Annotated in this window: 23 protein-coding genes and 1 riboswitch; of the genes, 12 read left to right on the top strand and 11 right to left on the bottom strand. The window is 46.4% G+C overall.

From position 1 onward, the window contains the following. Positions 1–123 precede the first annotated feature (123 nt). The gene (locus F7Y48_RS13015) at positions 124–1,848 is read left to right on the top strand and encodes an SLC13 family permease (protein WP_124007393.1); all 1,725 of its coding nucleotides are present in this window, start codon (positions 124–126) and stop codon (positions 1,846–1,848) included. A 24-nt stretch (positions 1,849–1,872) separates the two neighbouring features. Continuing rightward, on the top strand, positions 1,873–2,490 hold the full coding sequence (gene cysC, locus F7Y48_RS13010) for an adenylyl-sulfate kinase (RefSeq protein WP_005392350.1): 618 nt from the start codon (positions 1,873–1,875) through the stop codon (positions 2,488–2,490). A gap of 89 nt (positions 2,491–2,579) precedes the next feature. Here the strand turns inward: cysC and F7Y48_RS13005 are convergent, their stop codons facing one another. The 7 genes from F7Y48_RS13005 to F7Y48_RS12975 form a co-directional block, all read right to left on the bottom strand. Further along, complete coding sequence (locus F7Y48_RS13005; protein ID WP_206946797.1) at positions 2,580–3,485, bottom strand: TIGR03899 family protein; 906 nt, start codon at positions 3,483–3,485, stop codon at positions 2,580–2,582. Between the two features lie 322 nt (positions 3,486–3,807). Continuing rightward, complete coding sequence (locus F7Y48_RS13000) at positions 3,808–4,302, bottom strand: DUF3299 domain-containing protein (protein WP_206946795.1); 495 nt, start codon at positions 4,300–4,302, stop codon at positions 3,808–3,810. A gap of 4 nt (positions 4,303–4,306) precedes the next feature. Then, positions 4,307–5,566 carry an ABC transporter permease gene (locus tag F7Y48_RS12995; RefSeq protein ID WP_047009029.1) on the bottom strand — a complete coding sequence of 420 codons (1,260 nt, stop codon included), beginning with the start codon at positions 5,564–5,566 and terminating at the stop codon, positions 4,307–4,309. Then, positions 5,563–6,291, bottom strand: a complete 729-nt coding sequence (locus tag F7Y48_RS12990; protein ID WP_316684470.1) for an ABC transporter ATP-binding protein — start codon at positions 6,289–6,291, stop codon at positions 5,563–5,565. The genes F7Y48_RS12995 and F7Y48_RS12990 overlap by 4 nt, the downstream gene beginning before the upstream one ends. A 52-nt stretch (positions 6,292–6,343) precedes the next feature. Next, complete coding sequence (gene zrgA, locus F7Y48_RS12985) at positions 6,344–7,009, bottom strand: zinc uptake protein ZrgA (protein WP_104969024.1); 666 nt, start codon at positions 7,007–7,009, stop codon at positions 6,344–6,346. A gap of 134 nt (positions 7,010–7,143) precedes the next feature. Further along, the gene (locus F7Y48_RS12980; protein ID WP_012841165.1) at positions 7,144–7,443 is read right to left on the bottom strand and encodes a DUF2607 family protein; all 300 of its coding nucleotides are present in this window, start codon (positions 7,441–7,443) and stop codon (positions 7,144–7,146) included. Between the two features lie 236 nt (positions 7,444–7,679). Next, on the bottom strand, positions 7,680–8,231 hold the full coding sequence (locus F7Y48_RS12975) for a YtfJ family protein (RefSeq protein ID WP_316684467.1): 552 nt from the start codon (positions 8,229–8,231) through the stop codon (positions 7,680–7,682). 214 nt (positions 8,232–8,445) lie between these two features. On the opposite strand from F7Y48_RS12975, the gene F7Y48_RS12970 reads away from it, so the two are divergent. Continuing rightward, positions 8,446–8,646: a DUF1107 domain-containing protein gene (locus tag F7Y48_RS12970; RefSeq protein ID WP_012841164.1), complete on the top strand. Its 201-nt coding sequence runs from the start codon at positions 8,446–8,448 to the stop codon at positions 8,644–8,646. Between the two features lie 86 nt (positions 8,647–8,732). Here the strand turns inward: F7Y48_RS12970 and msrA are convergent, their stop codons facing one another. After that, positions 8,733–9,371: a peptide-methionine (S)-S-oxide reductase MsrA gene (gene msrA / locus F7Y48_RS12965; RefSeq protein ID WP_316684465.1), complete on the bottom strand. Its 639-nt coding sequence runs from the start codon at positions 9,369–9,371 to the stop codon at positions 8,733–8,735. Between the two features lie 167 nt (positions 9,372–9,538). On the opposite strand from msrA, the gene F7Y48_RS12960 reads away from it, so the two are divergent. The 4 genes from F7Y48_RS12960 to F7Y48_RS12945 are packed head-to-tail and all read left to right on the top strand — an operon-like array spanning position 9,539 to position 15,817. After that, on the top strand, positions 9,539–11,251 hold the full coding sequence (locus F7Y48_RS12960; protein ID WP_046874047.1) for an autotransporter assembly complex protein TamA: 1,713 nt from the start codon (positions 9,539–9,541) through the stop codon (positions 11,249–11,251). After that, positions 11,248–15,012 (top strand): translocation/assembly module TamB domain-containing protein, encoded by a 3,765-nt coding sequence (locus F7Y48_RS12955; RefSeq protein ID WP_316684462.1) that lies wholly within the window; start codon positions 11,248–11,250, stop codon positions 15,010–15,012. The genes F7Y48_RS12960 and F7Y48_RS12955 overlap by 4 nt, the downstream gene beginning before the upstream one ends. Positions 15,013–15,057: 45 nt before the next feature. Beyond that, positions 15,058–15,405: a gamma-glutamylcyclotransferase gene (locus tag F7Y48_RS12950; RefSeq protein ID WP_316684461.1), complete on the top strand. Its 348-nt coding sequence runs from the start codon at positions 15,058–15,060 to the stop codon at positions 15,403–15,405. Positions 15,406–15,454: 49 nt separating this feature from the next. Continuing rightward, positions 15,455–15,817, top strand: a complete 363-nt coding sequence (locus F7Y48_RS12945) for a DUF2799 domain-containing protein (RefSeq protein WP_074191999.1) — start codon at positions 15,455–15,457, stop codon at positions 15,815–15,817. A gap of 74 nt (positions 15,818–15,891) precedes the next feature. Here the strand turns inward: F7Y48_RS12945 and ppa are convergent, their stop codons facing one another. Together ppa and fbp are read right to left on the bottom strand one after the other, a co-directional pair. Then, positions 15,892–16,422, bottom strand: a complete 531-nt coding sequence (gene ppa, locus F7Y48_RS12940) for an inorganic diphosphatase (protein WP_012841160.1) — start codon at positions 16,420–16,422, stop codon at positions 15,892–15,894. A gap of 127 nt (positions 16,423–16,549) precedes the next feature. Continuing rightward, positions 16,550–17,566, bottom strand: coding sequence for a class 1 fructose-bisphosphatase (gene fbp, locus F7Y48_RS12935; RefSeq protein ID WP_005392321.1), 1,017 nt, complete (start codon positions 17,564–17,566; stop codon positions 16,550–16,552). A gap of 312 nt (positions 17,567–17,878) precedes the next feature. Here fbp and mpl point away from each other — a divergent pair, with 312 nt between their 5' ends. The 5 genes from mpl (at position 17,879) to thiQ (ending at position 23,447) form a co-directional block, all read left to right on the top strand. Continuing rightward, the gene (mpl, locus tag F7Y48_RS12930) at positions 17,879–19,237 is read left to right on the top strand and encodes a UDP-N-acetylmuramate:L-alanyl-gamma-D-glutamyl-meso-diaminopimelate ligase (protein ID WP_124007403.1); all 1,359 of its coding nucleotides are present in this window, start codon (positions 17,879–17,881) and stop codon (positions 19,235–19,237) included. A gap of 4 nt (positions 19,238–19,241) precedes the next feature. Next, positions 19,242–19,877 (top strand): flavin prenyltransferase UbiX, encoded by a 636-nt coding sequence (locus tag F7Y48_RS12925; RefSeq protein ID WP_006742964.1) that lies wholly within the window; start codon positions 19,242–19,244, stop codon positions 19,875–19,877. A 37-nt stretch (positions 19,878–19,914) separates the two neighbouring features. Then, positions 19,915–20,051, top strand: a riboswitch (TPP riboswitch). 71 nt (positions 20,052–20,122) lie between these two features. Continuing rightward, complete coding sequence (gene thiB / locus F7Y48_RS12920) at positions 20,123–21,115, top strand: thiamine ABC transporter substrate binding subunit (protein ID WP_193447945.1); 993 nt, start codon at positions 20,123–20,125, stop codon at positions 21,113–21,115. A gap of 41 nt (positions 21,116–21,156) precedes the next feature. Then, a complete protein-coding gene (gene thiP, locus F7Y48_RS12915; RefSeq protein WP_193447944.1) occupies positions 21,157–22,743 on the top strand; it encodes a thiamine/thiamine pyrophosphate ABC transporter permease ThiP in 1,587 nt (528 codons plus the stop codon). Further along, positions 22,743–23,447 carry a thiamine ABC transporter ATP-binding protein gene (gene thiQ / locus F7Y48_RS12910; RefSeq protein ID WP_182033097.1) on the top strand — a complete coding sequence of 235 codons (705 nt, stop codon included), beginning with the start codon at positions 22,743–22,745 and terminating at the stop codon, positions 23,445–23,447. Before thiP ends, thiQ begins: the two co-directional genes overlap by 1 nt. Positions 23,448–23,465: 18 nt before the next feature. On the opposite strand, the gene F7Y48_RS12905 is transcribed toward thiQ, so the two are convergent. Next, the gene (locus F7Y48_RS12905; protein ID WP_316684452.1) at positions 23,466–24,413 is read right to left on the bottom strand and encodes a LysR family transcriptional regulator; all 948 of its coding nucleotides are present in this window, start codon (positions 24,411–24,413) and stop codon (positions 23,466–23,468) included. Positions 24,414–24,437: the final 24 nt, after the last annotated feature.

Raw genomic sequence — 24,437 nt, 5'->3', positions numbered from 1 at the left:
AAACCGAGCATTCTGATGTTCTTTTCGCTTGCGCTGATTTTGGTCTGTTTACTCGTTTGTCTGGTGTCTCACGGATAAATGAGTCGTTGTTGTGCCCTTTGGGCGATTTGGTAAGGAAAGGCTATGTGGGAACAAGGGTTTGTATTAGCGATTTTGCTTGGCATTATCACTTGTTTGCTTGTCACAAAAATTAAGCCTAGTTATGTCTTTGCGGGTGCCGCTTTTATTGCATTTATGGCGGGAATGATGGATTCAGCCACGATCGCATCCAACTTTACCAACTCTTCGTTATTGACTCTGGTTCTGCTGATTCTTGCATCGTGTGCTTTAGAAAAAACGTTACTAATCAGTTGGGTGAGCCGTAGTATTTCTGAAGGCCAGTTAGGTAGTGTGATCGCTAAGCTCGGTGTATCAACGGCCTTGCTCTCTTCATTCACGAATAATACCGCCGTGGTTGTCTCATTGATTGGGGCGATTAAGCGTAATCAGCAGCATGCGCCTTCGAAATTACTCATCCCGCTGTCTTACGCGGCCATTTTTGGTGGCACGTTAACTTTGATAGGTACGTCGACCAACTTAATCATCAACAGCTTTGTAGAAGATGCCGGTTTGCCGAGCCTGAACTTTTTTACACCCACGATGATTGGCTTGGCGGTGTTGGTGGGAGGAATGCTGATTCTTATCCCGCTCAGTTACTTACTGCCGAACTACGATGATCAAAGCCAAGAAGATTTACCGTACTTTCTTGAGTCTCGCGTAGAGCCTGGTTCACCGTTAGTTGGGCGCACGGTCAGCGAGAATAATTTACGTGCGCTGCGCAAACTGTTTCTTGCGGAGGTTGTACGAGATGGCGTGACGGTTTCCTCTGTAGGACCGGATTTCGTACTCAATGCGAAAGACCGTTTGTTGTTTTGTGGTGATGTTGAGAGCGTCGCGACCCTGCAAGAAATTCCGGGCCTCAAGCTTTTTGGTCAGCAGCACTTGAATGGGCAAAATTTTATTGAAGTTGTGGTGAGCTCATCCGCGACGTTTTGCTATAAAACACTTAAAGAGAGCCGATTCCGTGACCGCTTTGATGCCGTTGTTGTGGCTATTCGTCGTGGCCATGAGCGCCTAGAGGGCGGTTTGGGTAGCATTACCTTAGCGCCAGGTGACACGTTAGTTCTGGTTCCGGGGAAGCGTTTTGAATCGGAGCGTCGAGCTCATCGTAAAGAGTTTGTTTTAGTGCATGATTTGGACTCTAGCGCTCGGCTTGATACAAATAAATCCTCCATCGTGCTACTGGGCTTTGCTGCCGTAATTGGGTGTGCGCTATTAGAACTAGTACCGATTATTAAAGGCCTTGCCGCGTATCTTATCGCACTTATCGCGTTTGGCATTGTACAGATTTCAGAACTGCGCCGCCGTTTCCCAATTGATATCGTTGTGATTGTCGGCTCTGCTTTGTCCATCGCTCAATTGATGATCTCTTCCGGCTTGTCAGAGAGAATGGGAGCGATGTTTATTGAAGCGTTCAATGGCTGGGGCGTGTTTGGAGCCTTGGTCGCAACTTACATCATGACATTAGTTCTTACTGAACTGGTGACGAATAATGCCGCGGCTGCGCTTTCTTTTCCTATTGGCTATAGCATGGCGGTCGGTTATGGCGTTGATCCGATGCCATTCATTATGGCGGTCTTGTTTGGCGCCAGTGCGAGCTTTATTTCTCCCTACGGTTATCAAACCAACTTGCTGGTGTACAGCGTAGGAAATTATAAATTGACCGACTATGTGAGAATTGGTGTGCCGATTTCGATTGTGTACTCTGTATTAGTACTTACTTTGATTCCGGTCTTCTTCCCGTTTTAATTCCGATATTTACAAGGATACGTTATGACTGCCGAAACGACGGTAAAAGATGAAAACATTGTTTGGCACCAGCATTCGGTTGATAAACAGTTTCGTGCTGAATTAAAGAAGCAAAAACCTGCCGTATTGTGGTTTACCGGCTTATCTGGAGCGGGTAAATCAACCGTAGCGGGGGCGTTGGAAAATCGCCTTGCAGCATTGGGTTACCACACTTATTTATTGGATGGTGACAATGTGCGACATGGCCTGTGTAGTGATTTGGGCTTTTCTGAGCAGGATCGTCGCGAGAACATTCGTCGTATTGGTGAACTGGCTAAACTGATGGCGGATGCAGGCTTAATTGTGTTGTCGGCGTTCATTTCACCGCATCGTGCAGAGCGACAGCTAGTGCGCGACTTATTGCCAGAAGGTGAGTTTATCGAAGTGTTCGTCAATGCATCTCTAGAAGTCTGCGAAGGTCGCGATCCTAAAGGTTTGTACCGCAAAGCACGTGCGGGAGAAATTCCTAACTTCACTGGTATTGATTCTGAATATCAAGCACCGAAGAATCCGGAAGTCGATTTACCAGCGGGCGAAAAAAGCGTCGATGAGCTGGTGGACTTGTGCTTGGAAGCGCTTAAGTCGCGTGCAGTGATCCGATAAATAAGCATTTGGATCATTGGTGACCTCAAGCTCTTTGATCGGCTTAAGAAGCATTTGGATCATGGGTGGTCAAATGCTTCTCAAACTGCCTACACGGTATGATGAACCGTACTTTTAGCGTCACTATGGACACTAAATCTATGATTTAAAAGCGCAAGCATTTGGTCGTAGTAGTCGGCATGTGGTTTGTTACCGAGCAAGGTACAGAGTTCATTGCCTGTTGGCGTGAAGCGGTAATATAAAAGACGGACGCCTTTGCTGTTCACGTTCAGCGACAAGTTTTTACCTTGGTAGGTGAGGATCAATGGCGTCTCGATACCAATTTCGCCAGATTCAAGCTCGGTACTATGCAGTAACCCTAGTTCAATCAACAGCAACAAACTTGAATAGGGCAACTGAAAACTTCCCATGTTTAAGCTGTTGGCGATGTCTCGTTTGCCGAAGCTAAATATTCCTCCTTGCGCTTTATAACCAATTAACAGCTTGCGACTGTGATCCCCTCCAAAACTGCACGCCAGAGAGGCGGCTCTTTGCAGAGTTTGCGCTTCTTTTGGTGACATATCTTTGAGGATTTTGAGCGCTTTCATAGACGTCGAGCCTGGGTTTGTCACTTCACGCTTCATCACTTGAGCCCATAACTTTTGCATCGCGTTGTTATGGATGTCTTGAGCCATTTCAAAAAAACGATACAACCAGTCTTGGTCGGGCTCTCCGGCAGTTTCATCTCGGCATGAACTGTGTGCTAGCTTTAGAATCTGCTCTAGGTTTTTTTGTCGCTGTTCTTGGCGTCTCTGTTCACGCAGTTGGGCTCTTTCAAGCGCGGATTTGGCTGGTGGATCGGTTTGTAGTAAGGCATCAAGACCGTGTATTTGGGCAATGGTTTTTACCTTGCTGGCACTGTCTTTGATGTAGCCCTGCTTCTTTTCTTGTTGCGTATTTTTTTGTGCGTTTGACTGATGTTCGATGACAACAGGTTGCTTTGTCGGTTCTGCCATTAATTTTCCTACCAAGAACTGCGCTGTTCGCTTGTTTAAATTTACACCTTATCTAACCAGGCGACCAGATAGGAGTTCTCAGTTTTTGAACGAATAGGGCTATCCAAAATGATAATGAGTTGTTAAAATTGTTATCGTTATTTTGGAGGGACAATGAAGTTCTCAGAAGCAGGTAAACTCAAAAAGCACCTGTCGATAGCGTTTCTTTTGGTTATTTATGTTGGCGTATTAGCGTATTTGTCTCGTTATATCGTGTAACACAGAACTAAAAAAGGCGCCGATGTGACGCCTTAGGTGTACCGATGCATGTCAACGACTTAAACTACATATCGTCGTAGGCTTCTATTTTCGATCCCTCAATAACGTAAGCCGTTTCAGCCAGCTCGTGGCTTATCGTCTCGGTTTTCAACTCTCCAATCACATATATGACATCCCACAGTTCTTGAACGGGTGCGCCTTTGGGAAACTTCACGTAAATGATTTGGTTTGGTGGCGGTGGTGGTACGTGGATACAAGCTCCAAAGTATGGCACCAACAAAAACTCGGTGACGGTATTCGCGTCACCTTCAAGCGGGATGACAAAGCCCGGGATTTTAACTTGGCTTCCATTTAGCTCTGGTCGAACGTTACCAATTTTAGACTGTTGCGCTGCGCCGCCACTGTGATCAGAAGCTGGCATGCCCACGCTGTCGAACAGTTTGCGTTCTTTCTCAGGTACTAGATCAATCCAGTCGAGCGTTAATGGCTCCTCGCTTGCGAGTACTGGTGCTATAAATGAGACGATCAGCAAGCAACTTGCGAGTATTTTTCTCCACATTTTATTAAATCCTTATTGTCATTCCGTCACTTAGTGACTGTCGGTAGGCGCGAAAAGCCGGGATGAAACCAATTACAATTCCAGCGCATTGTACGAAACCTAATAGCATCCATTCATAGGGCGATAAGAGGCTTAAAGTCAGATGTATTCCATAATGCTGTTGAATGATGGGTTGCACGATGGCGAGAATGGCATACAGCCCTGCCACTCCAGTCACAATTCCGGCGGCAGTAAGTAGACTGGCTTCGCTGATCAATAATGAGAAAACATGACGAGGTCTTGCCCCCATAGCGCGCAAAATCGCCATTTCACGGCGGCGCTCCTGTAAGCTGGTTAATAAGCTGCTTAGCATGCCGAGTAATCCTGCAATCACCACAAAGCCAGACACTGCCATTAAGGCTTGCTCGGCAACAGACATCATTCCCCACAATTCATGCAACGCAACCCCGGGCATAATCGCGCTAAGCGGTTCTTTGGGATAAGTGTTGATTTGCCTTTGTAGGGCGAAAGTCTGAATACGAGATTTCAAACCGACCAGCATCGCGGTAATTTGCTTGGGCTGAAAGTCTCTGTTTTTGAGATCTTGTGCTTTGGGTGTTGGGCCTAAACGTGCACCGCTTTCCCATCCGACGTGAATCGCTTCGATAGCTTCTAGCGAGACATGAACGGTTTTGTCGACTGGCGTGCCTGTGGGCGCAAGAATCCCGACAACTTTGAATGGCAGGTTGTCATGTCGGCTAAAGCCTACATCACTAATGCCGTGGGCAATGATGATTTCACTACCGACGTGATACCCCAGCTGTTTTGCGACATCAGAACCGAGCACGGTTTCAAATAAGCCATTGAATTCTCGGCCTTCTGAAAATGTTAGTGATTGCTTACTTCCGAATTTATAGTGTTCAAAATAGCTGTGGTTGGTTCCCATGACTCGGAACCCTTTGTGCGAGTCGCCAAGTGAGATTGGAATCGCCCAATCTACTGCTCGATGATTGGCAAACTCTTGGTAGCTCTTCCAGTCAATGTTGTTGGTGGCATTGCCAATGCGAAATACAGAGTAGAGCAGCAAGTTCACTTGTCCAGAACGGCCACCAATGATGAGGTCGGTGCCTGAAATTGTATTGGCGAAGCTATCTTTTGCCTGAGTACGAATGCGCTCTACTCCTAAAAGGAGTACGACAGAAATCGCGACTGTCATGATGGTTAATATTGCCGTCGCCTTACGATTGATTAAGCTCTTCCACGCGAGCTTTGCAACAGCGCTCATGATGCGACTCCTAGGTCAGATGCTTGGTTAATATCTGGTAGGTTAAGTGTGCGGTCAAATAAGGGCTCAAGCGTTGGATCGTGACTGACGAAGATCAGCGTAGCGTTGGCTTGATTCGTTTGCTCCATCAGGAGTTCAATAAACGCTTTACGGTTATCATGGTCTAAAGCGGAGGTTGGCTCGTCAGCAATCACTAACCCCGGATACCCAATGAGTGCTCGTGCAGCCGCAACACGTTGTTGTTGGCCAATGCTCAGCTCCGATACAGGACGCGCATGAAGCTCGCTGGGTAGGTGGAGTCTTTCAAGCAGAGCTTGAGCTTGCTCTTCTAACGTTTGAGATGGCACTCTTGAATGAGCGCGGCCACGTCGTGTTTGACTGAATTGGCAAGGCAGTAGTACGTTTTCAAGTACGTTTAAATAAGGCAATAAATTGAACTGCTGAAAGATATAGCCAATGTGATCGGCGCGAAATTTGTCTCTTTGACTTGCACTTAAACTAACAAGGTCAGTATTCAGTACGGATAGAGCGCCTGATGTTAACGTGTTGATGCCAGTTAGTAGGGCAAGCATCGTAGATTTACCGCAGCCACTGGGACCTTTGATAAATACGTGCTCACCTTGGGCAATATGTAACTGTGGAATATGAATGGTTGCGTGTGTTGAACCGGGCCAGACAAAATGGGCATTATTTAGCTCAACAACGTTTGACATGATTTCAGTCATACTAAATCACCAAAGCATTGGCGTGTAAGTGTGTACTTACACGCCACTCGTGTTATTTGATTACGATTTGGGAGTTATCTTTGCTCAGTTTGATGGCTGATTGCATGGTGTCAGTGAATATATTGACGTTGATTGACTCAGTCGTTGGAAATTGATTAAACCAGTCGGTTTGAATGTGACTGAGTTGGTTAACTTGGTCACAGCTGAATCGATATTGCACCGAAAACTCACCATGTCCGCCATTTTCATGCTCCTCATGGTGAGCATCGTGACCGTCATGGTGCTCATGTTCATCATGATGTTCATTGTGGTGATCATGGTGTTCGTGCCCTTCATGATCGTGATTTGTATGGTCATCATGGTCGTGCTCGCTATGATCATGGTCTTCATGAGGGGTGCTGAGGTTATGGTTTACGTAAGCTTCTTCAATATCACAATTGGCTTGCGCGTTAATAGCAAACAGTGTGTTGCTGTCTTCTAGGGTAGCAATTGCTTGTTTAAGTGCTTGCTCTTGCTGTTCATTTTCTGGAGCATGCTCGAAACCGACCACATCGGCTCCGGGAGCAGTAATCTCCACTAACAGATCCTTTCCATCTTGGGCGATATTAAATTCGACGTGACCATGCACATGAGCACCGTGCTGACGGTATTCGTCCGCATTTGCTGCTGTCGATAAAGAGAGACCAATGACAAGCGCTAAAACATGTTTCGATGACATTTTGTGTTTCCTAATTTTGCTGGCACTAACCCGAGCAATACCGGATCAGATTTGTATTTACTAAGGTGCGATTCGTTGACACGTGAGGTGTAGGAATACGCACAAATTATGTTGAGTGTGGAATAGTTTGGAAATTAAGCAAAATAAGGCGGGGCACGAGCTGCACCACGAATGTCTTCACTATTAACAAGGCGCTGAAAGACATCATGGTATTGGATGCGCGTAAATGTTGGCAACGATAGGGTCGGTTGAGCTTTGGCTATGCCGTGCTGAACCCCAGAAAATAGCTGGCAATGATGGTGTGTGTGGTGTTCGGGAGTCAGATCAACTTGATGAAGGATTACCGCAAAGTTCCAAGCGATCAGCAACGCGACACTGAAAAATAAAACAGTGCGATGCCAATGCTTCCGTATCTTTTGCTGGTGGTGGTACATCTGAGCTCCTCTTACCGACTGTTATAATATAACACCCATAATGAGTAAAAGTTCACTCTTTTGTTGGCTAGTGGGAAAATTTACGTCAACACATGTGATGTCGCCGAATCTGAGACAGTCTCCTTGGTGGAATCACTGAGCGTTAAACTAGGGGCAACAGAAATCTCAAGCTTTAAGTTTGGTCGCATGGCTCCTTATACTGCGTACTACGGATATTAAGGAGCCAAGCAACGAGACTAGATGTTCTGTTTAATTAGCTCGATCACCTTTGCAATTTCATCTTGCTCAAGTGCGCCTTCTTTTACAAACAGCACTTTGCCTGTTTTGTCTTGAACAATAATGGCAGAGCTTTCTTCTTTAAGATCCCAAGTGTTGGCGACTACGCCATTTTCATCCAGAACCATAGATGACCAAGGAAACTCTTTTTTGCTGTCTTGGGCTGAAGATTTCACGAACGAACCTGTCCCCCAGATTGCATCATCTTGGTTAATGATCGTAGTTGTTTGGTAGTTTTCTTGCGGGAATTGCGCGGCGGTTATTGCTGACATCAAAGGGGCGTTCATTTCTTTTGAACTGCTACGACCTGCGATGGCTTGAATAACACGAACCTTACCCTGCATATGCTGGGTTGCCCATGGTTGGTATGCCACGCCCTCACCTTGCAAAACAATCTCGCCATAAGCCGCGACCTTGGCAGAAGGAACGGTCTCACCGACAGATAGGTTGTGTGCAAACGCAAAGCTTGGCGTTATAGCCAATAGTAGAGGTAGGAGAGTCTTAGTTTTCATATTGTTATATTCCGTACGAGTTGGAAGTTTTCCAGTATATATCCAGATCTAGGAAATTTGTAGAACTGTTGATAACATTTATTTAACGTATGGGGTGGTGTAATATTGCGTTATATTTAGAATTTGCTAAAATGAACCTCGTCGCAGATTGCGCATCAAGATTGCAGAGGATAAATAAGCAATCCGTGTTTTCTCAAAGGAATTGAGGTGAGTTATGCTACGTGAGTTTGCTGTATACCGACCATTACAAGTGGCACGTTTCGTTAAAACGTTGTTCAAAGGTCAATTCTTTATTGCTGGGGTTGGATGTTTTCAGTTCGACAATGGCAAAGTTTTGCTCCCTGACGTCAACGATCAGAAAAGACTCACCATCTTTAAAGAAGTCAACCAAGTGATTGCTTCGTTGTCTGTTTAAGAGCCCGTTGGCTTGAATTTAGTTTTCGATTTCAAAAAAGAGCGACCTATTCGGTCGCTCTTTTTGGTTTCAGTTAGTCCTAGGAACTAACTTTGTAAGCTGGGTGGAAAGCAAACACCTGTGCCACCGATACCGCAGTAACCGTCAGGGTTTTTAGCCAGATATTGCTGGTGGTAAGTTTCGGCAAAATAATACGGGCCCGCTGGCTGTATCTCAGTGGTGATGTTCGCGCGTAGTTCCTCTTGCAGTGCTTTTTGATACAAGAGCTTCGATTTTTCTGCGCTCTCTTGCTGCTTCGCGGAATAAGTATAAATAGCCGAACGGTATTGTGTGCCCAAATCGTTACCTTGACGCATCCCCTGGGTTGGGTCATGTTTCTCCCAAAAAACGGCCAGTAGTTTTTCTAAGGAAATCACGCGTTCATCGAAGACGACTCGTACTACCTCTGTATGGCCTGTTTTACCCGTACACACCTCTTCATAAGTAGGATTGGGCGTATATCCACCGGCGTAGCCAACCGAAGTGGAGATAACCCCATCCAGTTGCCAAAATACGCGCTCAGCGCCCCAAAAGCAGCCCATTCCCAGCAGAATTTGTTGTTGATGCGGCTCCAATGGTGCCTTTAAGTTAGATTTATTTACAAAATGATGATCTTCAACCTGCATCGGTTGATCTCTACCTGGCAAGGCATCTTCTATACTGATCAATGTTTGTTTGTTGAGCATGGTATTTGTCCTTCAATACGTGTCTTAAATTTGCGAACTTTTTCATTTCGTCTGTATCTGATGCTGTGATGACATAGACCGCGTTAAACCTATTAATATTACAGACTTAGACTTTAATTGGCGTTATCATTATTTACGTTTACTTAACCTCATTCAGCCAAAAAAGCATGATAAAAAAAGCTCTCCTCACCATTGTTGGCCTGTTTGCCTTTTCTCATGGTGCCTATGCCGATGTTTCTTTGACTTTAAAAGGCATCGATGGCGCTTTAGAAGAGAATGTCAGTGCGTACCTGTCGTCCATTCCAGCGAAGGACTACTCCACTTCTCTGCGTTTTCAAGCGAGATTAGATCAAAGTATCACTGAAGCTCTTAATGCGCTTGGGTATTATCATGCAAAAATTTCATACTCTATTCCGGAAGGGAATGATGAGTTGATCGTCAGCATCAAGCCGGGTTTACCTGTGAAAGTGAAAGTCATGGATGTGGTGATCACAGGTGAAGCAAAAGACGATGAAGAGTTCGCCAAACTTATTGAACGTTCACCGCTTAAAGTCGGCAAAGTATTGAATCAAGGCGAATACGATAGCCTGAAATCGGGTATTCGTAACTTGGCGTTGCAGCGTGGTTATTTCAATGGTGATTACAAGCTCAGCAAACTTGAAGTGATTCCTGACTTCAATGAAGCGAACGTGCGTTTGCATTATGACAGTGGTATTCGTTATCACTTTGGTCCGATTAACATTACTGGTAGTCAGATTTGGGAAAACCGTGTTGAATCAATGCGACCTTTTGAAATTGGTGAACCTTACTTGGTTTCGCAAGTGGGAGAGTACAACCAAAACCTGTCTAATACCGATTGGTTTTCATCGGTTTTTGTTGAGCCTGATTTAAGTAAATTGGATGAGGGACGCGAATTGCCAATTAAGGTCTCGCTCGCGCCAGCGTCAAAAAACCAAATAGAAACCGGCCTTGGTTACTCGACCGATACTGGTGTGCGTGGCACGTTAAAATGGAAAAAACCATGGGTTAGTTCACGTGGTCACAGCTTTAATACGGCGTTATCACTATCAAAGCCAGAACAGACGATCACGGCAGGATACAAAATCCCGCTTGATGATGTGTTGCGTGAATACTACCAACTGCAATTTGGTTTAAAGCACCTTGATAACCGAGATACGGAGAGTTTGGAATCCAACCTGGCAGTTGAACGACATTGGCTAACTGATGGCGGCTGGCATAAAACCATTTATGTTCGTCACTTGTACGAAAACTTCTCTCAAGGTCTGCAAGATGATGGGGTGCAATTTGTGTTACCCGGAGCCACTTTTTCACGAACTCGTGTCCGTGGTGGCAACATGCCAATGTGGGGGGATAAACAAAGTGTAACGATCGAATATGGTGATCCTGCTTTGCTGTCAGAAACGCGAGTATTGCGCCTATTAGGGCGATCATCTTGGATCCGCGGGATCGGTGATAATCATCGTGGTTTGTTCCGTTTAGAAGGTGGTGCGAACATCACTGACGAATTTGAAAAGCTTTCGCCTTCTCTGCGTTTCTTCGCTGGTGGTGATAACAACATTCGTGGTTATGGATACGAGTCTATTTCACCTGTGGATGAAAGTGGCGCCTTGACGGGTGGTAAATACATCGTTAGCAGCACATTAGAATATCAATATCGCGTGTATGGAAACTGGTGGGCAGCCACCTTCTACGATATTGGTGATGCATTTAACGAAACACCTGAATGGAAATCGGGTGCTGGTGTGGGTATCCGTTGGGCGTCTCCGGTTGGACCGGTTAGCTTTGATTTTGCGTGGGGACTGGATGAAAAACCAGAAAGAGAGTTCCGCATCCACTTCTCATTGGGGCCTGAGTTATGATCAAAATGATGTTTAAGTGGACCAAATGGCTGTCGCTAAGTTTGATTGGTCTATTGCTGTTGCTCATCATTTTTGTTGCGACAGTGCTATTTACTCACCCTGGTCTTAAGCTCGCGTTGTGGGGAGCAGAAAAGGCTTTACCGCAACTACAGATAGAGAAAGTTCAGGGTTCATTATTTCCTCGTTTTGAGCTACAGAACGTCAGTTTTGTCGACGAATCTTTGAACATCGACGCAAAAGTCGATCGTTTAGCGTTAGCGGTTAACTTCCGTTGTTTCTTTGATCCTAAAGTCTGTGTCGATGAGCTAACCCTGCAAGGTGTTAACTTTCAGATGCCAGAGCTCCCTCCGGCAGGCGAAGAGCCAGAGGAGACACCGCCATTACGTACAGTCAGTACACCAGTCCCTATTTTTGTTAATAAGGTCAGTTTTGATGACATTAACTTAAACATTTTGGGCAACCAAATTGACTGGCAAGATTTCTCTACCGGGCTTTCTATGCAAGGCGACCGTTTAGTGATTGCGCCGACGGCATTAAAAGACATCAATGTTGCACTGGCTCCAAGTGAAGCTGAACCTGAAGCCGCCACCGACGAGCCGAAAGACGCTGACGCTCCGCCGCAAGATATTGTGTTACCTGAGGTGTGGATTCCACTCACTGTGGAAGCAAGACGCCTCGATATTCATAACTTCAAGCTTGCAGGTGAGAAGCCGGTGATCGTTCACCACCTTGGTGCTGTAGCGAAAGCGGGGGGCGACCGTGTTGATGTGAAAACATTAGAGCTCGATATGCCTGAAGTGGAAGGTAAGTTAAGCACGCAAGTAACGCTTTCTGCCGACTATCCTCTCAAAGCTCAGCTCGATGCGCTGGTGAAGCAAGCGGATGCGAAGGGACAAAAGCTGTCGCTGTCAGCTGCTGGTTCGGTGGGAGATCTTTCTCTCACTGCGACCTTATCTGAACTAGTCGAAGCGGAGATCAAAGGTGAACTTCAGCCCCTGAAAGCTCAGTTACCCTTTGATGTTGCAATCAAAAATGTGCAAGCGCAATGGCCGTTAATCGGTCAAAGTGATTATCAAGTATCGGTACCAAGTTTATCTGCAAAAGGTTCCCTGGACGGATACACTGTGGCACTAGAAACACAAGCTTCGGGTAAAGATATTCCTGCTGTAGATGTTGCACTAAACGGCAAAGGCACATTAGAGCAAATCGATCTTGAAAGCCTGGTAGTCAAAACATTGGGCGGTGAGCTATCCGGTCAGGTGATGGCGAATTGGGCTGCGCCAATCAACTGGCAAGCTGACCTTAATTTGCAACATATTCAACCAGGGCTTCAATGGGAAGAGGCGGAAGGCGATATCAGTGGCAGCCTCTCGACTTCAGGTTCTTTAACAGAACAAGGCGGTTGGCAAGTCAGTTTACCTAAGTTAGATATCGATGGCATTTTGCGCGGTTATCCGCTGAATGTGGAAGGTCAACTTGAAGCGTCTGATAAGAATGGCAGAGGTGAAGACATTCAGCTTACCACGCAAGGTTTAGCGCTTTCTCATGGCCCTAACCAATTGAGTGCCAAGGGTAAGATTGATAAACAGATATTAATGGATGTTGAGGTTAACTTCCCCGATTTTGCGAAAAGTGTTCCGGATCTAGCGGGTAAGATGCAAGGCAACGTGGCGCTGCGTGGTAGCTTGAAAGAGCCTGACATCAAATTAGACCTAGCGCTAAACCAAGTGAACTGGCAGCAGCAAGCGAACGTCGAAAACATAACTTTGAAGGGGGATGTGACGCCTCTGCCAGCACCGAAAGCGAACTTAAGCCTCATTGCGAACAACATTACCTACGACGAAATTAAAGTTGATAGTGCAGACCTTGAAGTCTCTGGGGATGAAAAACTGCACCAACTGACGCTAGATGTAGTGTCTGACATTGTATCAACCAGCTTAGAAATTGAAGGCTCATTCATACAGAAGCCGCAAATGATCTGGGATGGTGCATTGCGTCGTCTTACTTTGAGCACGCCGCAGGGACCTTGGGCGTTGCAGAAGTCGACGGCGGTTAAAGTCAACATTGATAAACAAATCGCTGATGTTCAAGCACATTGTTGGCTGCAAGCCAATTCGAGTGTTTGTTTGACCGAAGATATTAGTGTTGGTCAAAGTGGCGAAGCCAAGTTAGCCGTGAACGACTTTGACTTTGAACAAATCAAGCAGTTCCTGCCGCCAGAGACGAAATTACAAGGGTCGGTCAACGCGCAAGCAGCAGCAAAATGGGCACCAGAGATGAAGCCGGAAGTCACGGTGAACGTTGATATGCCTAAAGGTCAAGTAGAGCAAGCACTAGAGCAGTCGATAACACTTGGTTGGGAAAGCTTTAGCTTTAAAGCGGCGCTGGCAAAAGACAAGTTAGATGCTGAGTGGTTATTTGATGTGAGAGACAACGGTGACTTATCTGGTCAGGTTTCTTTGGTCGATGTAACGTCTGAGCAGCCTGAGATTGACGGTAAGGTCTCGCTATCGACATTCCATCTGGATTTCTTAGCGCCGTTGATAGGTGAGTACAGCCTATTCAAAGCGAACATGAATACTGATTTGGCGATATCTGGTGATGTTATGCACCCTAAGGTCAACGGTCAGTTCTTGATTGATCAAATGAAGCTACAAGGTGAAGTCACGCCGATAGACATTAACTCCGGTCAGGTCGCGATCAACTTTAAAGGTCACCAAGCGGATCTTGATGCGGGTATCATGACGCCAGATGGTGAGTTGGAAGTGACCGGTGAGGCCGATTGGCAGGATCTACAAAATTGGCATACCAAAGCGCGCGTATTTGCGAAAGAGCTTCAGGTGGATCTTCCACCAATGGTAAAAATCAAAGTTGAGCCGGACATGACTATTGATGTCACACCACAGCTTGCTAAGGTCGAAGGTAATATTAATCTGCCTTGGGGACGAGTAGTGGTTGAAGAGCTGCCACCAAGTGCGGTTGGTGTTTCAAGCGACACCGTGATTTTGGACCAGAACTTACAGCCTGTGAGTGATATCGAGCCAATGCCATTTGATGTTGAAACGGATATCAACATTAAGATCGGTGATGACTTCCAACTGGCCGCCTTTGGCTTGAAAGGTGGTCTGAAAGGTAACCTCAATGTGACACAGAAAGATAAAGGTCCGTTCATCGTTGGTGAGGTTAATATCGTCGACGGTTCTTACCGTTCTTTTGGTCAGGATTTGGTGATTGAAGAGGGTAAGATCTTAATGAATGGCCCGGCAGATCAGCCGTACGTTTCTATTAAGGCGATTCGAAATCCAGATAATACCCAAGATGACGTGATTGCTGGTGTGCGTGTAACAGGACCAGCATCGGATCCAAATGTGGAGATATTCTCTGAGCCAGCGATGCCTCAAGCGAATGCGCTCTCTTACCTACTTCGCGGTCAAGACATTGATGGCGAAGCGGGAGGCAATGCTATGACGACCACGTTGATCGGCCTAAGTTTGGCAAAGAGTGGACGCGTGGTTGGTGAAATCGGCGAAGCCTTTGGGGTTCAAGATTTACAATTGGATACGGCGGGTTCGGGCGATGATTCTCAAGTGACCGTCAGTGGTTACATTCTGCCGGGATTACAGGTGAAATACGGCGTCGGCATCTTTAACTCACTAGGCGAGTTCACTGTGCGTTATCGATTGATGCAAGATCTGTATTTAGAGGCGGTTTCTGGTGTAGATAGTGCGGTTGACCTACTCTATCAATTTGAGTTCGATTAGAGCTTGTTCGTCTGCGTACATAAAGTTCATGACTAAGGAGTGGTTATGCAGCATTTAGTTTTTGTATATGGGACCTTGCGTGAAGGAGAGTGTAATCATCACTTTCTGAGCTCGGCCCAGTTTCTTGGTCAGCATGAAACGGATGCTCAGTTCGCACTGTATGACTTAGGTCCTTATCCCGCGTTGTCTGTCGGGCAGCGCTCGATACAAGGTGAAGTGTATCTGATTGATGATGAAACCTTATCCGAGCTAGATAAGTTGGAAGATGTGCCAGTAGAGTATCGTCGAGAGAGTATCGTCACGCCGTTTGGCCAAGCTTGGATCTACTTGTATCAAGATACTGAACAACTGACCGAAGAAATCGCTTCCGGAGATTGGTGTCAAAAGGTGTGAGCTATACTGACATTATCAATAGCGACGAGCTGGTCACTAAGGAGTCATGATGAAGGTATTCGTAATTGGATCAATGGCGTTGATTCTTGCCGCATGTGCGCAAACAACCCTGCCGACCTCGAGTAATGTTACCGACTGGCAAGCGTTTGGTAAGCAGTCTGCCTTAGATGGATTAAGAGTTTTATCTGAAGATCGCATCGCTGCACTGGATGGTACTCATCATGCTACGCCTGAACTGATCATGGCCTATCAAACGGGTTATCAGCAAGGGAAGCAAGAGTATTGTGAACAAAGCGCGTATATGCTTGGTGTTATCGGGCGTCCGTATTTTGGTATTTGTGATGACCTAGACCCTTTCTTTCAGCATGACTATGACGCCGGCCGAATGTCTTCTGCAGGCGCGCCTATCTAGTTGACTTACACAAGATGAAAAGCAAAAGAGCTGCCCTAAAGCAGCTCTTTTTAATTTTGTATCAGCCGTGATGCTTATTTTTTCTGAGCGCGCTCGTAAGATTCTAGGATCTCAGCTTTAGCGGCAGCAACATCTGCCCAACCATCCACTTTCACCCATTTGCCCGCTTCAAGCTCTTTGTAACGCTCAAAGAATTGCGTGATCTGCGCTTTCAGTAGTTCTGGGATATCGTCCACATCTTGGATATGATCGTACTCTTTCGAGATTTTGGTGTGTGGAACCGCAAACACTTTTGCGTCTTCACCTGACTCATCCGTCATCTTCAAAACGCCAACAGGACGGCAGCGAATCACTGAACCTGGCATGAGTGGGTATGGTGTTGGTACCAGTACGTCGACTGGGTCGCCATCAAGAGACAGCGTATTGTTCACGTAGCCATAGTTACATGGGTAGAACATTGGTGCAGACATGAAACGGTCGACAAATACCGCACCAGAGTCTTTATCTACTTCGTACTTGATTGGATCTGCATTTGCAGGAATTTCGATCACAACATAGATGTCTTCAGGCAGCGACTTGCCTGCTGGCACATGGTTTAAGCTCATTAGAATATTCCTTTTCATTAACGATGAGTCACACAGAAGCGGCTTCATCTGATGATAAATTCGCGTTTCACTTTAGCGACAAAAACGCGGCAGGTAAACACCTGCCGCGTTGGACAAAGGTCTGAAATTATTCTTCGTCGCGGTGCAGTTCAAGGAACTCTTCAACTTTGCGAACCATGTTCTTAGAACCAACAAAGAAAGGCACACGTTGGTGCAATTCGGTTGGTTTGATATCCATGATGCGATTGACGCCGTCTGATGCAATACCGCCCGCTTGCTCAATTAAGAATGCCATTGGGTTACATTCATAAAGTAGACGCAGTTTGCCCTGAGGATGGCTTTGCGTACTAGGGTAAAGGTAGATACCACCTTTCAGTAAGTTGCGGTGGAAATCAGCAACCAATGAGCCAATGTAGCGAGAAGTGTATGGACGACCGTCTTCTGGCACATTCTCTTGGCAGTACTTGATGTACTTCTTCACCCCTTGAGGGAAGCGAATGTAGTTACCTTCGTTGATCGAATAAATCTTGCCTTCTTCTGGAATCATCATGTTTTCATGAGAAAGGCAGAAGCTGCCGATAGATGGGTCGTAAGTAAAGCCGTTTACGCCGTTACCCGTGGTGTAAACCAACATGGTTGATGAACCGTAAATCACGTAACCAGCGGCAACTTGCTTATGACCAGGCTGAAGGAAATCTTCTTCTGTCGCTGGTGTGCCAATAGGTGAAACACGGCGATAAATAGAGAAGATAGTACCGACAGAGACGTTCACATCGATGTTAGAAGAACCATCAAGTGGGTCCATCAGTACCACATATTTGGCGTTTTGGTTGAGCTCTTTGTTGAAAGCAACCGCTTCGTCTTCTTCCTCACTGGCAACGCCACACACTTGGTCACGAGCTTCAAGCGCGGCTTTGAACTTATCGTTCGCGTAAACATCGAGCTTTTGCTGGTCTTCACCTTGGACATTTTCCGTGCCTACAGCACCAGTGATATCACCGAGACCCGCTGCGTTGATTTCGCGGTTAACGATTTTTGCAGCTAAACGAATGGAGGCTAAAAGGGATGATAGATCACCGCTAGCGTGGGGGAAATCCGCTTGTTTTTCGACAATGAACTCGCCTAGGGTGCGCAGTCCTGACATGGTTAATCCTTACATTTTCATTTCATTGGGGGTAGTGCGCAAGTGAGCATCTCTTTATGGATGTTAAACGATTGCGCTGGATGTAAGTTTAAGTCGCAGATCTTTTTAATGGTAATGAAGTAACTGTTTGAGATCTCAATTTATTTGTAGACTTGTTTGAGGGATTCATCAGTAAGCAAGAGGTTGTACAGTCTGTGTTCAACCTTGTCATATTTGTGAAAGGGACTGCAAGAAGAAGGCTAAAGTCTCTCGCTTTTCTGGTTGTGATCGCGATAATGAAAGCATTAAAGAACGCATTACAAGGTTTAGTTTATGCACATTCATATCTTGGGTATCTGTGGCACATTTATGGGCGGCGCTGCGATTTTAGCGCGCCAATTAGGGCATAAAGTCACTGGTTCTGATGCCAACGTTTACCCACCGATGAGCACGTTGCTTGAGTCTCAAGGTATTGAAATTATTGAAGGCTTCGACCCGTCTCAACTCGACCCTCAACCAGACCTTGTGGTGATCGGTAATGCCATGAGCCGTGGTAACCCATGTGTTGAACATGTGCTCAATACCAACATGCGCTACACCTCTGGTCCGCAGTGGCTCAACGAGTTTTTGCTGCACGATCGCTGGGTATTGGCGGTATCGGGTACACACGGTAAAACGACCACGTCGAGCATGCTGGCTTGGATACTCGAAGACTGCGGTTATCAACCTGGTTTCCTAGTTGGTGGAGTACTTGGTAACTTTGGAGTCTCTGCTCGTTTGGGTGAAAGCATGTTTTTTGTCGTTGAAGCGGACGAATATGACAGTGCTTTTTTCGATAAGCGTTCTAAGTTTGTGCACTACCATCCTCGAACCTTAATCATGAACAACCTTGAGTTTGATCATGCTGACATCTTCGATGATCTAGAGGCGATCAAGCGCCAATTCCATCATTTAGTGCGAACGGTTCCCGGCAATGGCTTAATCTTAGCTCCGAAGCAAGACCAAGCTTTGGCGGATGTATTAGAGCGTGGTTGCTGGACAGAAAAGCAGTTTTCAGGTGTTGATGGCGACTGGCAGGCGCACAAATTAGTGGTCGATGGCTCAAAATTTGAAGTTGCTCTACAAGGCGAGAAGGTCGGTACCGTCGAATGGGATTTGGTGGGTGATCATAACGTTGATAATGCGTTAATGGCGATTGCCGCGGCGCGACACGTTGGCGTAACGCCGGAGCTTGCGTGTCAGGCTCTGGGCCGTTTCATTAACACCAAGCGCCGTCTTGAGTTAAAAGGTGAAGAGCAAGGTGTGACGGTTTACGATGATTTTGCGCATCACCCAACGGCAATTGAACTCACCGTCGGTGGTTTGCGTAACAAGGTAGGCGAAAAACGCATTCTTGCCGTGTTGGAACCTCGTTCTGCCACTATGAAGCGCGGCGTGCACAAAAACACACTCGCGGATTCGCTACACAGCGCAGATGAAGTGTTCTTATTCCAACCAGACAACATCGAATGGTCGGTGCAAGATATCGCGGAACAATGTCAGCAACCTGCTTTTGTTGACGCTGACATCGATAACTTTGTAGCGAAAATCGTTGAACGTGCGCAGCCAGGTGACCAAATCCTCGTGATGAGTAATGGTGGCTTTGGCGGTATTCACGGCAAGATCCTCGAGCAACTTAAACAAAAAGCCTGATTTTATGCAAAACAAACAGCAGCAAGCAGAAAAAGCCATCACTTTAGCGTTAACTGGAGCATCTGGTGCGCCTTATGGTCTGCGCCTTTTAGAATGTTTAGTCGCGGCGGATTATCATGTCTACGTTCTGATCTCTTCGGCGGCTCGTGTCGTGATGGCAACCGAACACAACCTTAAGCTGCCAAGTGGGCCAGAAGCCGCAAAGCAAGCGTTGGTGGAACACCTCAACTGTGACCCAAATAACATCACCGTTTGTGGTAAAGATGACTGGTTCTCACCGGTAGCGTCTGGCTCTGCGGCACCCAAGCAAATGGTGGTTTGCCCATGTTCAGCAGGAAGTGTTGCGGCGATCGCGCATGGTATGTCGGATAACTTGATTGAGCGCGCCGCTGACGTGGTGATGAAAGAGCGTGGGCAGTTGTTGCTCGTCGTTCGCGAAACACCATTTTCAACGCTGCATCTGGAGAACATGCACAAGCTATCGCAAATGGGCGTGACCATCATGCCAGCGGCTCCGGGTTTCTACCATCAGCCAAAGAGCATTGAAGACTTAGTGGATTTTATGGTGGCGAGAATTCTCGACCACTTAGGTATTGAGCAAGGTTTAGTGCCTCGTTGGGGTTATGACCAGCGTTCGTGAGCTGATTGTGTAACCACTCAAATACCTTTACAATCCATCCAACTCATCGGGGAGCAAACCCATTTAGCATTGAGTCAATCAATGCATTTGGGCGCTGAGACCTAAGTGCTTTACTAGGGACCCGTATTACCTGAACCAGATAATGCTGGCGTAGGAATTGAGTCTGGATATTGGAAGTCCTTAATAGCCGCCTCAACCCTGTGCCGCTCAACTTATTTCTCTGAAATACTCATGGAGAGCGAGCAGTGAAAACCACTTCAAGTCTGATTGCCTTAGCTGCAATTACTTCAACTTCAGCGTTTGCTGCTGAAAACCCATTAACTATTTATACCTACGATTCTTTTGCCGCAGATTGGGGACCAGGTCCTAAAATCGAGCAAGCTTTTGAAGCAAAATGTGGCTGTGACGTTAACTTCGTGGCGTTGGACGATGGTGTGTCGATCCTGAATCGTCTTCGTCTCGAAGGCGGTAATAGCAAAGCCGACATCGTGTTAGGTTTGGATAACAACCTGATGGCCGAAGCGAAGAAAACCGGCCTGCTTACCGAGCACAATGTGGATACGGCTAACACAGTGTTACCAAATGGTTGGAGTGACACGACGTTTGTACCGTACGATTACGGCTACTTCGCGTTTGTGTACAACACAGAGAAACTTGCTAATCCGCCGAAAAGCATGAAAGAGCTGGTGGATACGCGCGACGATTTGAAAGTGATTTATCAAGATCCGCGTACGTCAACGCCTGGCCAAGGCTTGATGCTGTGGATGAAATCCATCTATGGCGACGATGTGACGCAAGCGTGGCAGAAGCTAGCGAGCAAAACCGTAACGGTCACGAAAGGTTGGTCAGAAGCGTATTCCATGTTCCTTAACGGCGAGTCGGACTTAGTGCTTTCTTACACTACGTCACCTGCGTACCACTTAATTGCGGAAAACGATTCAAAGTTTGCGACGGCGAATTTTGCTGAAGGTCACTACATGCAAGTTGAAGTCGCCGCTAAAGTGAAAGGGGCAAAAAATTCAGAACTTGCTGATCAATTTATGAATTTCATTTTAAGTGATGAGTTCCAGTCAGCGATGCCAACGGGTAACTGGATGTACCCTGTTACAGACGTTGAGTTACCTAAAGGTTTTGAAACCTTGAGCGTTCCAAACAAGTCGTTGAGCTTTAGTGCTGATGAAGTGGCAAAAATGCGTAAGTCTTGGATTCGCGAATGGCAAAGCGCACTGACGTTTTAGCTGACGTTCCACCCCTCATCTGAATGAGATAGGTTTTACCTTTGAATTCTGTTCCAAAAATAGGTTTAGGGGTCGCGATGATCATCGCGGCCTTTGTTGTTTCTGCCCTAGGTGCTTTGATTGTTCAAGCCCCTTCACTTGATGTGTCTGTGGTATGGGACGACCCGTATTATCAACATGTCACCAAGTTCAGCTTCTACCAAGCTTTTCTTTCCACATTGCTCAGTGTTGGCTTTGCCATCCCAGTTGCGCACGCGCTTTCACGTCGCCAATTTTGGGGTAAGTCATTACTGCTTAAGCTGTTTGCATCGACGCTAGTTTTGCCTGTTTTGGTTGGTGTTTTCGGGCTGTTAGCGATTTATGGCAACAGCGGTTTGTTAGCGCAGTGGTTGCAAAGTTTCGATACTAAACTGCCATTTTCTATTTACGGTTTGAACGGAATTTTACTCGCCCATGTGTTCTTTAATTTACCTTACGCGGCGCGATTGCTTCTGCAAGCATTAGAATCTATTCCTGCCGAGCAACATAAGCTGTGTGCGCATTTAGGTATGAACCATTGGAATAAGTTTCGTTGGGTGGAATGGCCGCGTTTAAGACAGCAACTTCCCCACGTTTGTGGTTTGGTATTTATGCTGTGCTTCACCAGTTTCGCCACTGTAATGGCATTGGGGGGCGGGCCAAAATCCACCACCATTGAATTGGCAATTTACCAAGCGATTAAGTTTGATTTTGATTTACAAGCTGGGGCGTTATTGGCGCTGTGGCAGATGCTGTTATGTGGACTGCTTGCCATTGGAGTGCAGAAGTTAACAAAGCCTGTTTCTATCAGTGCTGGCAGCACATCGGTACAGCAATATTTAACGAAGGATCATGGGTGGTCAAAAGCTTGGGATAGCTTTTGGATCATAGGTGCCTTTTTACTGGTGATACCACCGTTATTGATGGTGTTACTGAGTGGCATCAACCAACAAGTTTGGACGGTGTTAACCGATGAACGTTTTTGGTCTGCGTTATCTAACTCACTCAAAGTGGCAGGGTTAGCCAGTGCGCTTGCGGTCGCTGCAGGGGTGTCCATACTATTGACCAGTCGCCGTTGGCGGTTGCAGTACAAAAACACGCGAGCCGATCAGATTGAGTTAATCGGCACCATTATTTTGGTGACGCCAGGTTTGGTGATTAGCACCGGATTATTCTTGCTGTTGCGATCATTTACCGATGTTTTTAGCTTGGCGTTTTTTGTTGTGATTTTGGTAAATGGTTTGATGGCTTTGCCTTACGTGATCAAAACGCTGGCACAGCCAATGCTGCACATCGAGCAGCAATACCAGTATCTGTGTGCCAGCTTAGGCATGCGTGGTTGGCAACGATTTAAAGTGGTGGAGTGGCAGGCGCTACGCAAGCCGTTTGCACATGCGTTTGCGATTAGCTTTATGTTTGCAATAGGGGATTTAAGTGCCATCGCACTGTTTGGTGGACAAGAGTTTCGTACCTTACCTCTGTATTTGTTCCAGTTTCTTGGCAGTTATCAGATGGACGCAGCTGCGGTGGTATCGGTGACCCTATTGTTGTTGAGTGTGGGCTGTTTTGCCTTGATTGAGAAAGTATTGAAAACGAAGGAGAGAGCGTAATGTTAGTGTTGGATGATGTGCAGTACACCTACCAACGTGAGCTGTTTCGTTTTGACTTAACGATTGAGCAAGGTCAGATAGTGTCGCTGATGGGACCAAGTGGGGCTGGAAAATCGACTTTGCTGGCGTTGGTGGCTGGGTTTATCCATCCTGACCAAGGTGACATTCGGGTTGATGGTGAGTCTATTGTGCACAAAGAGCCTTATCAGCGTCCTTTCTCCATGCTGTTCCAAGAGCATAACTTGTTTTCTCACTTGTCGGTGCGTGACAACATTGGCTTAGGTTTACACCCAGGGCTAAAGCTCACGGTAGACCAAAAACGTCAGGTTGAACAAGCGGCGCAGCAAGTTGGCGTTGCAGAGTACCTCGACCGTTTGCCTGAGCACCTTTCTGGAGGGCAGCGTCAACGTGTTGCCTTGGCGCGTTGTTTTGTTCAGCCTCATCCCATGTGGCTGTTGGATGAGCCTTTCTCGGCGCTTGATCCGGTTTTACGTGAAGAGATGCTGAGCTTGGTAAAAAAACTGGCGGCAGAGAGGGGAATAACCGTATTGATGGTCACGCACCATTTAAGCGATGCCAAAGCCATTGCCAGCCACTTTGTGTTTGTGGCTGATGGCAAAGTGGAAGCGGCGGATAGTATGTCTGCATTGAGTGAACAGCATGTTAGTGAGAAGCTTGCGGCATTTATCCGAGCCGCACGCTAATGCTCATTGGTGGCGGGATTATGCTTCACCGCAACACAAACCATGTCGAGGACCAAATTCAAACTGAGATCTTAGGCTCATGATATGGTCAATCATCGCTTGTACTCGTCGCGTTCGGTTTGCGCCAGGACGATAGACTAAATAAATGGGCATTGGTACCGTGTGCCATTGAGGTAAGACTCTGACTAAGGAGCCATTTTCTAGCTCTTGCGTCATGTTTTGCATAGGTAAGTTAGCGATGCCTAGTCCTTTGAGTGCGCCTTTTAATATTGCTTCTACAGTTGTACTTGAGAAGTTACTGCTTACCGAAACATTGACGGTATTATCGTGTGAGATCAGCGTCCAAGGGCCTATCTCTGAAACATACTGATATCTCAAACAGTTGTGTGTTGTCAGATCTTCTGGCGTTTTAGGTACGCCACACTCAGCTAAATACTCAGGACTGGCGGCCAATACTCGGGTGGTGTAGCCCAATTTTTTAGCAATCAGTCGATCATCGACGATCTGGCCGACTCGAATTGCCATATCAAAACCGTGTGAAAACAGATCAACAAAATCGTTCGATGCTTCTAACGCAATTTGTACTTTTGGCCATTGTTTTAAAAATGGTAAAAAGATGTGCTCAGCCATATACGCGTCCAATGCTGGTGGCGCAGCAATGCGAAGCCGACCTTGGATCTGCTGTTCCATTTCCTGAACGTCTTGACCAATCGAGTGAAATTCTTCAACTAAGCTTGCAGCACGCTCTAAAACCATTTGACCAGCTTCGGTAATCACCAACTTTCGGGTCGTGCGCTCTAGGAGCTTGGCTTCAAAGTGTTGTTCGAGTTTGGTTATGGCTTTACTAACAGTAGATTTTGGTAGGTTTAACTCTAGCGCGCACTTGGTTAAGCTCAGTCGTCGACAGCTTGTGACAAAGATAGAGAGCGTCCTAAAGTCAATTGTTTCTAAATTTCGAACAATCACTTTCAATTATCCATATTGTTTCAA

Origin of the sequence: Vibrio sp. 2-1-2a (assembly GCF_032648565.1) — a bacterium.
GTDB classification, from domain to species: Bacteria; Pseudomonadota; Gammaproteobacteria; order Enterobacterales; family Vibrionaceae; genus Vibrio; species Vibrio diabolicus.
The sequence above is the reverse complement of the archived record's forward strand: the minus strand, read 5'-3'. Positions and strand labels throughout refer to the sequence as shown.

Bases quoted from the DNA above. Each gene is read 5' to 3' on its own strand.
- F7Y48_RS13015 (WP_124007393.1), top strand. From the start codon at position 124: ATGTGGGAACAAGGGTTTGTATTAGCGATTTTGCTTGGCATTATCACT.
- cysC (WP_005392350.1), top strand. From the start codon at position 1,873: ATGACTGCCGAAACGACGGTAAAAGATGAAAACATTGTTTGGCACCAG.
- F7Y48_RS13005 (WP_206946797.1), bottom strand. From the start codon at position 3,485: ATGGCAGAACCGACAAAGCAACCTGTTGTCATCGAACATCAGTCAAAC.
- F7Y48_RS13000 (WP_206946795.1), bottom strand. From the start codon at position 4,302: ATGTGGAGAAAAATACTCGCAAGTTGCTTGCTGATCGTCTCATTTATA.
- F7Y48_RS12995 (WP_047009029.1), bottom strand. From the start codon at position 5,566: ATGAGCGCTGTTGCAAAGCTCGCGTGGAAGAGCTTAATCAATCGTAAG.
- F7Y48_RS12990 (WP_316684470.1), bottom strand. From the start codon at position 6,291: ATGACTGAAATCATGTCAAACGTTGTTGAGCTAAATAATGCCCATTTT.
- zrgA (WP_104969024.1), bottom strand. From the start codon at position 7,009: ATGTCATCGAAACATGTTTTAGCGCTTGTCATTGGTCTCTCTTTATCG.
- F7Y48_RS12980 (WP_012841165.1), bottom strand. From the start codon at position 7,443: ATGTACCACCACCAGCAAAAGATACGGAAGCATTGGCATCGCACTGTT.
- F7Y48_RS12975 (WP_316684467.1), bottom strand. From the start codon at position 8,231: ATGAAAACTAAGACTCTCCTACCTCTACTATTGGCTATAACGCCAAGC.
- F7Y48_RS12970 (WP_012841164.1), top strand. From the start codon at position 8,446: ATGCTACGTGAGTTTGCTGTATACCGACCATTACAAGTGGCACGTTTC.
- msrA (WP_316684465.1), bottom strand. From the start codon at position 9,371: ATGCTCAACAAACAAACATTGATCAGTATAGAAGATGCCTTGCCAGGT.
- F7Y48_RS12960 (WP_046874047.1), top strand. From the start codon at position 9,539: ATGATAAAAAAAGCTCTCCTCACCATTGTTGGCCTGTTTGCCTTTTCT.
- F7Y48_RS12955 (WP_316684462.1), top strand. From the start codon at position 11,248: ATGATCAAAATGATGTTTAAGTGGACCAAATGGCTGTCGCTAAGTTTG.
- F7Y48_RS12950 (WP_316684461.1), top strand. From the start codon at position 15,058: ATGCAGCATTTAGTTTTTGTATATGGGACCTTGCGTGAAGGAGAGTGT.
- F7Y48_RS12945 (WP_074191999.1), top strand. From the start codon at position 15,455: ATGAAGGTATTCGTAATTGGATCAATGGCGTTGATTCTTGCCGCATGT.
- ppa (WP_012841160.1), bottom strand. From the start codon at position 16,422: ATGAGCTTAAACCATGTGCCAGCAGGCAAGTCGCTGCCTGAAGACATC.
- fbp (WP_005392321.1), bottom strand. From the start codon at position 17,566: ATGTCAGGACTGCGCACCCTAGGCGAGTTCATTGTCGAAAAACAAGCG.
- mpl (WP_124007403.1), top strand. From the start codon at position 17,879: ATGCACATTCATATCTTGGGTATCTGTGGCACATTTATGGGCGGCGCT.
- F7Y48_RS12925 (WP_006742964.1), top strand. From the start codon at position 19,242: ATGCAAAACAAACAGCAGCAAGCAGAAAAAGCCATCACTTTAGCGTTA.
- thiQ (WP_182033097.1), top strand. From the start codon at position 22,743: ATGTTAGTGTTGGATGATGTGCAGTACACCTACCAACGTGAGCTGTTT.